This window comes from Glutamicibacter sp. St.4D3 (genome assembly GCF_059728615.1).
In genome coordinates this window covers 868,432-881,212 of sequence record NZ_AP039380.1, presented here as the reverse complement: position 1 = coordinate 881,212, position 12,781 = coordinate 868,432, and the positions used below count along the sequence as shown (strand labels likewise).

Sequence of the window (12,781 nt, the reverse complement as noted above, 5' to 3'; positions counted from 1 at the left end):
TGGAGGCAGGAAAAGAGCGCGGCGGGCCGCCCCATGCCAGGGGCGGCCCGCCGCGCTCTTGTTCGTTGCGGTGCTAGTCGATCGAGGCCATCAGTTCCACGACGCGGTCCAGGAACGCGTCCACCTGGGACTCCTCGTACCCCTCGGTGCCGATCGCGGTGCGGAACTCGACGCGGCGCACCGAGTCCACGCTCATCGGCACGTCCTTTTCGAAGTACTCGATGAGCTGGTCGCACAACCGGTCAACGTCCTCGACGTTGTAGCTGGCGGCGTTGGAGCGCGAGGGGCGGCGGAAGCGTTCCCCGTGGGAGCGGTGCAGGCGGCCACGCAGGATGGCGGCCAACCGGCCCACCTGCTGCAGCCAGACCTCCTCGCCCTGATGGGCGATCAGGTCATCGCGTTCCCGCTTGGCAAACACGTCCTCCAGGCGGTCCAGTGCCCCGTCGACCTCGCGGGCGTTGTAGCCGCCCTTCTGCGGGGCGAAGGTGGTGCGGCGCACCAGGTGGCTGGTCACCAGGGTCTCATCGGACCCCTCGCCGTTGAAGGTCTCCCGCGCCCGGTCCAGGAAAGCGTCTACCTGCTTCATGTTGTACCCGAACTTCTGCTCGGAGACCCGGGAAAACGGGGTATCTGCTTGCTGCGACACGTTTCATCCTTCGTCGTACTGGCTCGCGCCCTGGTTCGTGGCCTGGTCGTACCGCGCACGGTACCGGCAATATTCTATGCGTTCGAGTTGCCCCGCGGGCCGGGGCACACCGTCGCGGGTCCTAGGAGTAGGTGGTCACCCAATCGATGAGGTGGGAGGCGAGATAGGTCAGCGGAACGGAGAAGAGCACCGAGTCCAGCCGGTCCATCACCCCGCCGTGGCCGGGCAGCAGGTTGCTCATGTCCTTGATGCCCAGTTCGCGCTTCACCATCGATTCGGACAGGTCCCCGGTGGTGGCGGCCACCACGATGAACACCGCCAGGATCAGCCCGGTCCACCACGGCATTTGCAGCAGGTACTGGGCGCACAGGGCACCGATCACCATGGCGCCGAGCATGGACCCGGCGAAGCCCTCCCAGGACTTCTTCGGCGAAACCTTCGGGGCCATCGGGTGCCGGCCCAGCAGCACCCCGACAATGTAGCCGAACGTGTCATTGGCGACCACCAGCAGCAGCATCGAGGCGATCAGCCACCGGCCCTTCTCATCGGCCAGCAGCAGGACGGCGAAGCTCAAAAGCAGCGGCACCCAGCTGATGATGAAGACCGAGGCCATGATCGAGGCGCTGGCGCCCTTCAGGCCCTCCATGATCCTGAACAGCACCGCCAGCAGCAGTGAGCCCAGGTAGGCGAAGCCCAGGGCCTGCAGCCCCCCGAAGTAGGCGGCCGCCGGCAGCAGGGCGCAGGCCAGCAGCACCGGGGTCAGCGGGACGGCGGTGCGCACGTGGCTGGTGGCCCGGGCAACTTCCCAGCTGCCCAGCCCGGCCAGGACGACCACCATGGCCAGCAGCGCCAGCGGGAACCAGAACAGTCCCACCAGGACCGCGCCCAGCAGCACCAGGCCCACCGCGATGGCGGCGGGCAGGTCGCGTCCGGCCTTGGATTTGCTGGCTGCCGCCGCCTGTTCGGCGGCGCGCAGCTCACGCCGCGTGCGCGGCGCACGAGGGCCCGAGTCGGCTGGCGGCACCTGCGCTGCGGTGCCGCCGACCGGGTCTGGCTGGTCTGGCATTAGACGTCCAGCAGCTCTGCTTCTTTGCGCTTGAGCAAATCGTCGATGGCCTCGGTGTGCTTCTTGGTCAGCGCGTCGAGGTCCTTTTCACCGCGGTTGCCGTCGTCCTCACCGACTTCGCCGTCCTTGACCATCTTGTCGATGGCTTCCTTGGCCTTGCGACGGTGGTTGCGGATGCCGACCTTGGAGTCCTCACCCTTGGTGCGGGCCAGCTTCACGTATTCCTTGCGGCGTTCCTCGGTGAGCACCGGCAGCACCACGCGGATGGTCTTGCCGTCGTTGGACGGGTTGGCCCCGACCTCCGAGTCGCCCAGCGCCTTTTCAATCTCGCGCAGCGCGGAGACGTCGTAGGGGGTGATCATGATGGTACGCGCATCGGGCACCGCGAAGGATGCCAGCTGCTGCAGCGGGGTGGGCGAACCGTAGTAGTCGACCATCACCTTGGAATACATTCCGGGGTGGGCACGCCCGGTGCGGATGTTCGCGAAGTCTTCCTTGGCGGCCTCGATGGTGCGTTCCATTTTCTCGGCGGCTTCCGCCAGAGTTTCCTCAATCACCGGTACTCCTTCAGGGTCCTTTGGCTGGACCAAAACCCGGTTTCACATCGGTGCCACCGGGCTTTGGCAATTCAAACTAGTTCAATCCTATGCCACGATGGGCTACGGCGTGACCGTGGTGCCGATCCGTTCGCCGCGGATCGCGGCCGCGACGTTGCCTTCGCCTTCCATGCCGAAGACCAGCATGTTCAGGTTGTTGTCCTGGCACATGGTCATCGCGGTCTGGTCCATCACCCGGATGTTGCGCACCAGCGCGTCGTTGTAGGTCAGGGTCTGCAGCTTCTGGGCGGTCGGGTCCTTCTTCGGGTCCGCGGTGTACACCCCGTCAACGCCGCTCTTGGCCATCAGCACCTCGTCGGCGTCCACTTCCAGGGCGCGCTGGGCGGCGACGGTGTCGGTGGAGAAGTAGGGCAGCCCGGCCCCGGCACCGAAGATCACCACGCGGTCCTTCTGCATGTGGCGGATGGCGCGGCGCGGAATGTAGTTCTCCGCCACCTGGGCCATGGAGATGGCCGACTGCACGCGGGTTTCCACCCCGCACTGCTCCAGGAAGTCCTGCAGCGCCAGGCAGTTCATCACGGTGCCCAGCATTCCCATGTAGTCCGCGCGGGAGCGGTCCATGCCGGCGGCCGAGAGTTCGGCGCCGCGGAAGAAGTTGCCGCCGCCGACCACGATCGCGGTTTCAACCTCGCCCACGGTCTGGGCGATCTGCTCGGCCACGCCGCGCACGGTGGTCGGGTCCACGCCGACATTGCCGCCGCCGAACACCTCCCCGGACAGCTTGAGAAGGACGCGGCGACGCTTGGGGGTATCGGTAGGGACCATCAGTTTTGCTCCTGGAGGATGGTAGTGCTTGCGGCTGGTCGGTGTGTCCCCGCAACGAGGCGCGGGCCCGGGTGCCTGGCGGGCGTCCCGTGGTCGGGGCAGGGGGTCTGGGGTGGCCGGTGCGGCCGGTGTGGATGGAGTCCGGGCGTGGGAAAGGGGAGGCGAGTCACCGAGTATGCTCGGTGCTCACCTCCCCTCCTGATTCCCGCCGCCCGTGCCGGGCGGCTATGCTAGCTGCGGATCGCTGCCCGTGTTAGGCGCCGACGCGGAAGCGTGCGAACGCGACCGGCTTGGTGCCGGCCTCTTCGAAGATCTGGCCGACGGACTTCTTGGCGTCCTTGGCGAAGGCCTGGTCCACCAGCACGATTTCCTTGAAGAAACCGGTCAGGCGGCCTTCCACGATCTTTTCCAGGGCCTTCTCCGGCTTGCCCTCGGCACGCGCGGTCTCATCGGCGATGCGGCGCTCGTCCTGGACGCGCTCGGCCGGAACCTCGTCGCGGCTCAGGTAGGTCGGGGCCATCGCTGCGGTGTGCACGGCCACGTCGTGGGCGGCGGTGGCGGCAGCCTCGGAATCCGAGTCAACGGCCAGCAGCACGCCCACCTGGGCCGGCAGGTCCTTGCTGGTCTTGTGCAGGTAGGCGGCAACCTTGGTGCCCTCGACGCGGGCCACACGGCGCACGACGACCTTCTCGCCCAGCACGGCGCCCTCTTCAACAACAACGTCGCCCACGGTCTTGCCGTCCAGCTCGTAAGCCAGCAGGGCATCCACATCGGCGGCGCCGGAAGCCACGGCGGCATCCAGAACCTTGTTGGCCAGCTCGATGAACTTGTCGTTCTTGGCCACGAAGTCGGTCTCGCAGTTGATCTCGATCATGACACCGGCGTTGCCCTCGACCTTGGCGGCCACCAGGCCCTCAGCGGTCGAACGGCCTTCGCGCTTGGTGGCGCCCTTCAGGCCCTTGATGCGGATGATCTCGATGGCCTTCTCGGCGTCACCGTTGGCCTCGTCCAGGGCCTTCTTCACGTCCATCATGCCGGCGCCGGTGCGCTCGCGCAGTGCCTTGATATCAGCAGCGGTGTAGTTTGCCACGTGCGTTCCCCATTCACTAGGAGGTTTCAAGTTATTTCGCTCGTGGGACGGGTCGGTGTCCCGGCCCGTCCCACGAGAGGGTCTGGAGTTACGCCCTTGATCTCAACGTAGCATCAACGGACAAACTCCATGAGTCATTCAGGTGACTACTCGGCGGCTGGCTTTTCAGCAGCTTCCTCGGTAGCGGTCTCGGCCTTGGGGGCCTCTTCCTTCGAAGCCTCTTCCTTGGCACCGGCTTCGAGCAGCTCGCGCTCCCACTCGGCCATCGGCTCTGCGGCACCCTCGGCCTTGCCGGCAGCCTTGTTGTTGCGGGCGATCAGGCCATCGGCAACAGCGTCGGCGACAACGCGGGTGAGCAGGTTGACGGAGCGGATGGCGTCGTCGTTGCCCGGGATCGGGTAGGTGACTTCGTCCGGATCGCAGTTGGTGTCCAGGATGGCAACCACCGGGATGCCCAGCTTCTGGGCTTCGTCGATGGCCAGGTGTTCCTTCTTGGTGTCAACGATCCAGATTGCCGACGGAGTGCGGTTCAGGTTGCGGATACCACCAAGGTTGTTCTGCAGCTTGGTCAGCTCGCGCTTGAGCAACAGCAGTTCCTTCTTGGTGTGGCCCGAACCGGCAACATCCTCAAAGTTGATCTCTTCCAGTTCCTTCATGCGCTGCACGCGCTTGGAAACGGTCGAGAAGTTGGTCAGCATGCCGCCCAGCCAGCGGTGGTTCACGTAAGGCTGGTTGACGCGGGTGGCCTGCTCGGCAATGGCTTCCTGAGCCTGCTTCTTGGTGCCGACAAACAGGATCGAGCCGCCGTGGGCGACGGTCTGCTTGACGAAGTCGTAGGCGCGGTCGATGAACGACAGCGACTGCTGCAGGTCGATGATGTAGATGCCGTTGCGCTCGGTCAGGATGAAACGCTTCATCTTCGGGTTCCAGCGACGGGTCTGGTGGCCGAAGTGGACGCCGCTGTTCAGCAGCTCTCGCATGGTTACGACTGTCATGTCGCAACTCCTTCCGGCAGTAGCGGACCGGCCGGTTTTCGACCGCGGTAACTGCCCTAGTTGTTTGGGTTTTCCGCGCAAGGCCCTGGTGGCCATACGCCCTAGTGCTACGTTCACGCCTGCACGCGGCAGGCGGGCTGACCCCACCGATTGCTCGGACCTCTGGGGCCTAGACACAAAATGAATCGTGAAACGTGGCACGCGAAGTCAATTCCGCATCTGCGACCGGTGTTTTGGGCACACCTGTCGCACGAAACTGCAGTTCCAAGTGTACTACACGGCTCCACGCGCTCCAGTGTCCAGGGGCCGGTGGATCCAGTGACACCGGTTACCCACATTGCGTCGCCGCCATCGCCCGGGCCGGGGTACGCGGCTCCACGGTGGAGGCATGAAAAAGTTTCGCAGATTCCGGTCCCTGGCCGTCCTTCCGCTCTTGGCGGTGTTGCTGGCCCTCTCCCCCCTCCCGCCCACGGTGCCCTCCGGCACGGCGGGCGAATTCGATCAGCCATGGCACTGGCCGCTGTCCGGGGATGTGCAGGTGCTGCGTGAATTTGATGGTCCGGCGCAGACCTGGTTGCCCGGCCACCGCGGGGTCGATCTAAAGGCGGCGGCCGGCATCAGCGTGCTCGCCCCGCAGGGCGGGGTGGTGTCCTATCGCGGGTTCATCGTGGACCGGCCGGTCATCGTCCTCGATCACGGGCAGGGTTTCAAATCCAGTTTTGAGCCGGTGACCTCATCCTTGCGGGTCGGAGATGCGGTGCGGGAACGGGAAGTCATCGGTGAGGTGGCCTCCGGCGCCCACTGCGATGGCCGGTGCCTGCATTGGGGTGTGCGGCTGAATGGCGAGTACATTGACCCGGCGTTGTTGATCGAAGACTTGCGCCCCTCGATCCTGCTTCCCCTGCACTGATGCAGCTGTTCCGGTGCCGCTGCTGCCAACGAATCCCCTGCCCGACTCAGGAGGAGTTCGGCTGCACCGGTTCGGCTCAGGGCAGTTGGATGCTTTGGCGCGCCAGCCGCTTCCGATACTGCTTCTTCATGCCCCTGGCCGGATACATCGGTTCAGGCCAACGGGGCTGCAGGGTGTCGCCCAGGGTGATGCCGCGCATCCGCCGGCCGAACATGGGCAGCACCCATTGGCGCAGCCACTCAACATCGCGCTGCGTGGCCTGCAACAGACCCATCCGTTCGGGGGTGTCGAATGGCACGAAGGAGAGCCGGTGGTTTTCACCCAGGATCTCCAGGATGCGAATCGCCATATAGCGGTGCCCGGCTCGGTTCATGTGCAACTTGTCGGTGTCCCACATCCGCCGATCCCGGTAGGCGTTCCACGTCCAGTAGTCCACGAGCGTCACGGTCGAAGGATACTGTTCGGCCAGTTCACGCACCCGCTCGTTGAACTTCCAGTTGCGTCGCTTCAACGGGGCCAGCAGCGGATGGACCGGGATGTCAAAACCGGTGAAGAGCAGAACCTGGGCGCCGGAGCCGGCAAGCCGGTGCACGGCCTGGGTGTAGCAGTGGAGCAGCTGCGTCATGTCCTTGCGCAGCTCCATGATGTCGTTGCCGCCGGCGTAGAAGCTGATGACGTCCGGCTTCATGGCCAGCGCCGGTTCAACCTGTTCGCAGACGATGCGTTCCAGCCGGCGACTGCGGATCGCCAGATTGGCGTAACGCCATTGCGGATCCTGTTTGGACAGCTGCTTCGCGACCCGATCGGCCCAGCCCCGCACTCCATTGGGAAATCTCGGATCCCAGTCCCCCACGCCCTCGGTAAAGGAATCACCAATCGCAACAAAAAGCCGGCCCATGAAGATTCAGGCTAGGCAGGCAACGTGGCGGGCAGGCAACGAACGCTCGAACAATCGGTGGCGCGACGTGGGTGCGCCACGGCCTTGCCCTGTCGCTCAACCCTGCCAGGTGCAGCGTCTGAGAATGCGAAACACCGGATGACTGTCTTCACAGCGCATCCGGTGTTCTATGCGTAGGGCGTGCCGGACTTGAACCGGCGACCAAGGGATTATGAGTCCCCTGCTCTAACCAACTGAGCTAACGCCCCACATGAGCTGCAAACCATCCAAGGGGTTGAGCACACTCGAAATATTCTAGAGCATAACCATCCGGTTCCTGGAACTGGGTGTCACGGGATTTTAGTCCCACACCTGTTCCGAGCCGTCGAGCATGCGGCGGTAGATGCCCTCGAAGGCGTCCATTGTGTTCTTCTGGGCGTGGTTCATGACCTTGCGGTGCCCGGCCCTGCCCATCCGCTCGCGCTCCGTCTCATCCAGTGACAGGATGCGATCCAGCTTTTCGGCCAGGTCCTTGCGGTCACCGGGCTGGAACATATAGCCGTTGATCCCTTCATCCACCAAATGCGGCAGCGCCAACGCGTTGGCCAGGACCACGGGCTTGGAGGCCGAAAGCGCCTCCAAGGTGACCAGGGACTGCAGTTCGGCGGTGCCCGGCTGGCAGAACAGGTCACAGCGCAGGTAGGCCTCGCGCAATTCCTCGTCGCTGATGTGCCCGAAGAACTTGACCCGGTCCGCCACGCCCTGTTCCTTGGCCACCTGTTCAAGCTTGCTGCGCTGTTCGCCGCCGCCAACGATCTCCAGTACGGCGTTGGGCACCTGCCTCATCAGCGGCAGTGCCTCGATCAGTTCGTTGACGTTCTTCTCCACGGCCAGGCGCCCGACGAACAGGATGGTGGGTTGTTCATTGCGCAGCACGCTCTCACCTTCGGTGAGCTCGTAGTTGCCCACCTCAATGCCGTTGGACAGCGGGCGCACCCGGGTCAGGCCGGCGCGTTCGCGCATCGCCTTGGCCGCCAAGGGGGTGGGGGTGGTGATCACCTCGGCGCGGTTGAAGACCCTGCCCATGTCCCACCAGGAGTAGCGGAAGTACAGGTTGTTGAACCACTGCGGGAAAGGCAGGAACGGGTTCAGGTTCTCCGGCATCAGGTGATTGGTCGCCACGGTGCGGATATTCTTGCTGCGCCCGTAGGACAGCGCAGCCCGGCCGATCATGTAGTGGCTTTGGGCATGAATCGCATCGGGCCCGATCTCCCGCAGCAGCCGCTGGATCTGCTTGTTGACCTCCCACGGGTAGGTGATGCGGAAGTAGTCGTGGGTGGGCACGGCGTGGGATTCGAGCCGGTGCACGATCGCCTCGGGACGCACCTCGGTGTAGGTTTTTCCCTTGTTGCCCCGGCTGGCCAGCACATGGACCCGATGACCGCGCGAATGCATCGCGGTGGCCAGCCGGTAGCAGAACGTCGCCGCGCCATTGACATCCGGCGGGTAGGTGTCGGCGGCAATGACGATGGTCAGCGGTTTTTCCTCGGCCACGCAGTCTTCCTTGCTTGTAGGCGTGTGGTCAGTTATCAGTTCACTTGTCGGCGTCGTCACGCTTTTCCATTCCCCCGGCGGCAGCCTTCTTGGCGCGTTGTTCAATCACATCTGGATGGTGCTTTGACAGGGCCACCACCCCGACAATGGCCAGCAGGCCGGCGATGCCCATCACCACGCCGATGACTCCTGGCACGTCCGGGCGCAGTTCGTTCAGGATCGAGATGCCGATGGCGATGCCGATGATCGGGTCGATCACAGTCAACCCCGCAATCACCAAGTCCGGCGGGCCCTTGGAATAGGCGTTCTGCACGAAGTAGGAGCCCAGCAGCCCGGCGATCACCACGAATCCCAGGGCCAGCCAGGGCAGGTTCGCGAACTTGAACTCTTCCAGGTGCATCAGCGCGATGGCGATGGTGCGCACCAGCACCGCCACGAACCCGAAGAGCACCCCGGCCCCGGCGATGTAGAAGAACGGCCCAAACTTGTGGCGTCCCAGGAAACCGAAGACGGCGAAGAAGACCACCAGTATGGAGAGGATCATCTCGATCAGCAGGGTCTGCTGCGGGGAGGCGTCACTGTTGCGGGTGGTGACGTTGATGGCCAGCAGCACGAAGCCCACCGAACCGACCATGCAACTAACGATTGCCAGCACCGTGGGCCGGTTCATCTTCAGGTTGTTTTCCTTCGCGTTGACCACCGCGGTGATCACCAGCGCGATGGCGCCGATGGGCTGGACAACGGTCAGCGGGGCGCTGGCCAGGGCGTAGACGTTCAGCACGGTGCCGGCACCCAACAGCAGGGTACCCAATACCCAGCGTCGGTTGGCCAGCAGTGCCGGAATGTTGCCCCAGGAAAGGTTCAGCCCGCCGGTTTGCGTCCGCACCGCCCCGGATTGCCAGTGTGCGCCGAAGGCCAGGCATACAGCGCCACATAACGCGGCAGCTACAGCGGTCCAAACCATGGCCGTGCTATCTCCTCAGCTCGTGACCGGCAACGACGTCAACCCACTGGTGTCCGCCCGGTCTGGTCGCGAACATTCAGTTACTGGAGTGGACCTTGGTCGTCAGACCGGGCCGGCTGCCCCGCCCGGGGCAGCCGGCATCCGAAGCAGGCTAGGACTTACGCAGCAGCTTGCGCAGCACGCCGACGAGCGCCAGCGCACCGGCACCGATCAGCGCGAAGGGCTTGGCCTTCTCCATCCGCTCCTGGGTGGCGCGTTCCTGATCGGTCTGCACCCCCGTGGTGGAGGAGGGCAGTACGAAGCTGCGGGCCTTCGCCGCGGCGTCCGAGACAGTCGACCCCGCCTGGTCGGCCATGCGACGGGCGCGATCGACCTTAGCTTTTGGGCCGCGCATGCTCTCTTCGAGGTTGTCACGCAGCGCCTGGATCTGGCGGCGGCGGCGCTTGGTGCGCAGGATCAATTCGTCGGCGCTCGGTGCCGGAGGCTTCGGTTCCTTGTCCTTGCCGTCCTTGTCGTGCTCGTCGTCCTTGGACTTCTTCTTGCGCGGTTCATCCAGGCTCGACTCGTCGAACTCGCTGCCTTCCTTCAGCACGCCGATATCGTGGCGGATGCCTCGAATCGCAGCGTCCGGAGTCAGCGGCAGCGCCTTCTTGATCTTGCGGTAGCCCACCAAGCCCAGAATCAAAGCGACAAGCAGGAAGAACCCGGCAACAATCAGCGCGGCAGCCCATCCGGGCAGCCAAATTGCCAACACGTTGACCAGGGTGACCACTACAGCAATCACAAACAGCAACAGCACAACCAGCGCGCCGACGGCAAGGCCGACAGCGACGCCCATGCGGATGCCCTTGTCTTTCAGGAGGGTGGTCGCCAGCTTCGCCTCATCGGACAGCTGCTGTGGGACCAGCTCCTTGAGCCCCTCTACCTGCTCCTTGGCATTCTTGATGCTGGTTTTCAGATTTCCGCCTACTCGCGTCGATCCTTCTTCAGACATGGTTTCTCCAGTTTTCTCGATCGCCAAGCGACCGGTGGTTCAAAACTAACACCCCGGCCGCTGATTCGGACTCAGCCTCAAGAGGTAAACCCACGGTATGAGAACCCCCAACTTGCGCTGTACGTATCATCGATTCGCCAGTCTATCGTCTAATGAACCCGCATTTCCGGCATTTACCAGCAGATTGGAGGGTTTGATCAATTCCCCGAACAGAATTCGGGTGTGAATCGGCGCTCGGCCGGGGGGGCGGGCCACCAGTCCCCTGGGCGGCATCGCGCGAGGATTCATTGCCTCTTCGCGGCTTGTTCACCGCTTCGTTCCCTAGCGCTGGATCCCCAGGATGTATTGCGCCTGGGAAACGTGGGCGAAGGCATCCAATGAAATGCTGAGCAGCCTGGCCCCACGGCTGACCGGCGGCTCCCAGCGCCGGTCCACAATCTGCGCCAGCTCACCGTCGCTAAGAACATTGAGGTAGTCCAGCTGGGCGTTGATCACGGCTTCGAGGTGCTCCATCAACAGGCGCGGATCCTCGACGACGACGCTGCGCGCCTGTTCGGGGCTGTGCCCGAAACCCATGTCATCCTCGGCGAGAGACAGGTCGAAGCGCTCTTGGTAGCCCTGCGCCGTCCACACCGGCTCCTTGCCGCTGAGCTGGGAAAGCTGAACATCGATTTCCCGTGCTGAATGCCACAGAAGCCACGCGATGGAGTTGTCGTGGCCGGGGTGCCAGTTCAGGTTCTCGGCGGTGAGCTGGTCTTCAATGGATTTTGCGGCTTCGAGCGGACGGTAGGCCAAGTCCTTGAGGACTTCAACGGAGTTCATATCATCTCCCCTTTTCGTGGTGTATGCCCATCGTAGGAGCGATCCCCGCGCCGAAGATAGGCCTTTGAGCTCACGTTTTGCTGCGGCTTAGGATGATCCGCCTCCGGCCTGGGCCCCAAAAGCCGGCCTATAGGCAATAAAGTGTGTCTGAAAACCTGGTCCTGCCCCGGAAAGCCGGGACAGGATCAAGGTTCACATGGGTATTCAATCCATAAGTGTGAAGCTTACTGGACAATCCCATACTTGTATTATCTGCCATTCACCCATGAAAAAGAACGGCACGACATCCAAAGGAACCCAACGCTGGCGATGCAAGAACTGCAATTCGAGCACCACTTTCCAGCGAGCTGACACCACAGCTCGCAACCAACTCACTGGCTTCGTCGGTTGGCTCATGAGCAAGCTTTCTCAAGCCGAATTCGGCGGAGGCACTGGCCGGACTTTCCGCTACCAGACCGCTTGGTGCTGGAACGTCGAACCCTATTTACCGCGAACTGGTGAAGTTTTCAATGAAGTCCAAGTCGACGGTATCTATATCCGTCCAGGCTGGTGCCTGCTGATCGCTATCGCTAACGGAAGCGTTATCGGATGGCAGTGGTGCGACCGTGAAAAAGCCGTGGCATGGATCGCTTTGTTGGAGCATTTTCCCGAGCCGAAAGTCGTGCTGACTGATGGCGGATCAGGACTGATGAAAGCGTTGAAAAAGCTCTGGCCTAATGTGAAGATCCAACGCTGCTTGGTCCATATCCAGCGCAACGTTCGCACCTACCTGACGATGAATCCTCGGTTGCAGGCTGGTAAATCGCTGCGGCGTCTAAGCTTGAAACTCACGAAAATCCAGACGCAGGAAGCCGCGACAGAATGGATGGCCGCTTTCGCTGCCTGGCATGCAGAGAACCAGAACCTGATCAATGAGAAGACCTACGCTGCTGACTGGCCCGGTGCCAGACCGCAAGGTGTTCATGGCACCCGGAAGGGATGGTACACCCATGAACGGCTACGAAGCGCCTACGAGTCCATGAGGAAAGCAATGCAGCGCGGTCACTTGTTCACGTACTTGAACAAGGACCTAAAAGGTCTGGGGATCAACGCGACGACGAACATGATTGAAGGCGCGGTGAACTCCGGGATCCGAGCCATGATCTTTCATCATCGCGGGATGCCGGTCGAGCATCGAAGACGAGCATGCGAGTGGTTCTGCTGGACGCACACCGATGAGGCGAATCGCCCTGCGTTGGGAGAGCTTTTACGGCCGGAGCACTTCTCTCCAGAAGCAAAGAAGGCAGCTGAGCAAGTGTCAGATGACGAGCCAATCGGCCCGGAGCTTTATGGCACCGGCGCTAGTACCGAAGATGGACAGTTCATCAGAAGAGGCTGGATTCGAAACAGCTACTAGTCACTGGTCTTGAAGGTGTCTGGCCTTGGAACACGCCCGGGCCAGACACACTTTATTGCCTATAGCCCCAAAAGCCCGCCGGGCA

13 protein-coding genes and 1 tRNA gene are annotated in these 12,781 nt (G+C 63.1%); 2 read left to right on the top strand and 12 right to left on the bottom strand.

Annotation, left to right across the window (positions count from 1 at the left end; all coding sequences use genetic code 11):
• Positions 1-73: 73 nt before the first annotated feature.
• The 6 genes from AC6I21_RS04040 to rpsB form a co-directional block, all read right to left on the bottom strand.
• Positions 74-646 (bottom strand): DivIVA domain-containing protein, encoded by a 573-nt coding sequence (locus AC6I21_RS04040; RefSeq protein ID WP_497763120.1) that lies wholly within the window; start codon positions 644-646, stop codon positions 74-76.
• Between the two features lie 121 nt (positions 647-767).
• Positions 768-1,712 carry a phosphatidate cytidylyltransferase gene (locus tag AC6I21_RS04035; protein WP_138173398.1) on the bottom strand — a complete coding sequence of 315 codons (945 nt, stop codon included), beginning with the start codon at positions 1,710-1,712 and terminating at the stop codon, positions 768-770.
• The gene (gene frr / locus AC6I21_RS04030) at positions 1,712-2,269 is read right to left on the bottom strand and encodes a ribosome recycling factor (RefSeq protein ID WP_138173400.1); all 558 of its coding nucleotides are present in this window, start codon (positions 2,267-2,269) and stop codon (positions 1,712-1,714) included. The genes AC6I21_RS04035 and frr overlap by 1 nt, the downstream gene beginning before the upstream one ends.
• A 102-nt stretch (positions 2,270-2,371) precedes the next feature.
• Positions 2,372-3,094 (bottom strand): UMP kinase, encoded by a 723-nt coding sequence (gene pyrH, locus AC6I21_RS04025; RefSeq protein ID WP_138173402.1) that lies wholly within the window; start codon positions 3,092-3,094, stop codon positions 2,372-2,374.
• 253 nt (positions 3,095-3,347) lie between these two features.
• A complete protein-coding gene (tsf, locus tag AC6I21_RS04020) occupies positions 3,348-4,184 on the bottom strand; it encodes a translation elongation factor Ts (RefSeq protein ID WP_138173404.1) in 837 nt (278 codons plus the stop codon).
• 146 nt (positions 4,185-4,330) lie between these two features.
• Positions 4,331-5,179 (bottom strand): 30S ribosomal protein S2, encoded by an 849-nt coding sequence (gene rpsB, locus AC6I21_RS04015; RefSeq protein ID WP_497763119.1) that lies wholly within the window; start codon positions 5,177-5,179, stop codon positions 4,331-4,333.
• Positions 5,180-5,567: 388 nt separating this feature from the next.
• Between rpsB and AC6I21_RS04010 the strand changes: the two genes are divergently transcribed.
• Positions 5,568-6,089, top strand: a complete 522-nt coding sequence (locus tag AC6I21_RS04010) for a M23 family metallopeptidase (RefSeq protein ID WP_138925837.1) — start codon at positions 5,568-5,570, stop codon at positions 6,087-6,089.
• Positions 6,090-6,165: 76 nt separating this feature from the next.
• Here the strand turns inward: AC6I21_RS04010 and AC6I21_RS04005 are convergent, their stop codons facing one another.
• From AC6I21_RS04005 to AC6I21_RS03980, 6 genes are all read right to left on the bottom strand, one after another.
• On the bottom strand, positions 6,166-6,987 hold the full coding sequence (locus tag AC6I21_RS04005; protein WP_497763118.1) for an SGNH/GDSL hydrolase family protein: 822 nt from the start codon (positions 6,985-6,987) through the stop codon (positions 6,166-6,168).
• A gap of 174 nt (positions 6,988-7,161) precedes the next feature.
• Positions 7,162-7,235: transfer RNA gene (locus tag AC6I21_RS04000), tRNA-Ile, on the bottom strand.
• A 91-nt stretch (positions 7,236-7,326) separates the two neighbouring features.
• Positions 7,327-8,520, bottom strand: coding sequence for a glycosyltransferase (locus tag AC6I21_RS03995; RefSeq protein WP_138925835.1), 1,194 nt, complete (start codon positions 8,518-8,520; stop codon positions 7,327-7,329).
• A gap of 40 nt (positions 8,521-8,560) precedes the next feature.
• Entirely contained in the window at positions 8,561-9,484 is a 924-nt protein-coding gene (locus AC6I21_RS03990; RefSeq protein WP_138173414.1) for a DMT family transporter, read from the bottom strand.
• Positions 9,485-9,635: 151 nt separating this feature from the next.
• Positions 9,636-10,478, bottom strand: coding sequence for a phage holin family protein (locus AC6I21_RS03985; RefSeq protein WP_138173416.1), 843 nt, complete (start codon positions 10,476-10,478; stop codon positions 9,636-9,638).
• Positions 10,479-10,799: 321 nt separating this feature from the next.
• The gene (locus AC6I21_RS03980; RefSeq protein WP_138173418.1) at positions 10,800-11,300 is read right to left on the bottom strand and encodes a mycothiol transferase; all 501 of its coding nucleotides are present in this window, start codon (positions 11,298-11,300) and stop codon (positions 10,800-10,802) included.
• A 196-nt stretch (positions 11,301-11,496) separates the two neighbouring features.
• Between AC6I21_RS03980 and AC6I21_RS03975 the strand changes: the two genes are divergently transcribed.
• Positions 11,497-12,696, top strand: a complete 1,200-nt coding sequence (locus AC6I21_RS03975; RefSeq protein WP_497763117.1) for an IS1249 family transposase — start codon at positions 11,497-11,499, stop codon at positions 12,694-12,696.
• Positions 12,697-12,781: the final 85 nt, after the last annotated feature.

Bases quoted from the DNA above. Each gene is read 5' to 3' on its own strand.
- AC6I21_RS04035 (WP_138173398.1), bottom strand. From the start codon at position 1,712: ATGCCAGACCAGCCAGACCCGGTCGGCGGCACCGCAGCGCAGGTGCCG.
- pyrH (WP_138173402.1), bottom strand. From the start codon at position 3,094: ATGGTCCCTACCGATACCCCCAAGCGTCGCCGCGTCCTTCTCAAGCTG.
- rpsB (WP_497763119.1), bottom strand. From the start codon at position 5,179: ATGACAGTCGTAACCATGCGAGAGCTGCTGAACAGCGGCGTCCACTTC.
- AC6I21_RS04010 (WP_138925837.1), top strand. From the start codon at position 5,568: ATGAAAAAGTTTCGCAGATTCCGGTCCCTGGCCGTCCTTCCGCTCTTG.
- AC6I21_RS04005 (WP_497763118.1), bottom strand. From the start codon at position 6,987: ATGGGCCGGCTTTTTGTTGCGATTGGTGATTCCTTTACCGAGGGCGTG.
- AC6I21_RS03990 (WP_138173414.1), bottom strand. From the start codon at position 9,484: ATGGTTTGGACCGCTGTAGCTGCCGCGTTATGTGGCGCTGTATGCCTG.
- AC6I21_RS03985 (WP_138173416.1), bottom strand. From the start codon at position 10,478: ATGTCTGAAGAAGGATCGACGCGAGTAGGCGGAAATCTGAAAACCAGC.
- AC6I21_RS03980 (WP_138173418.1), bottom strand. From the start codon at position 11,300: ATGAACTCCGTTGAAGTCCTCAAGGACTTGGCCTACCGTCCGCTCGAA.
- AC6I21_RS03975 (WP_497763117.1), top strand. From the start codon at position 11,497: ATGGGTATTCAATCCATAAGTGTGAAGCTTACTGGACAATCCCATACT.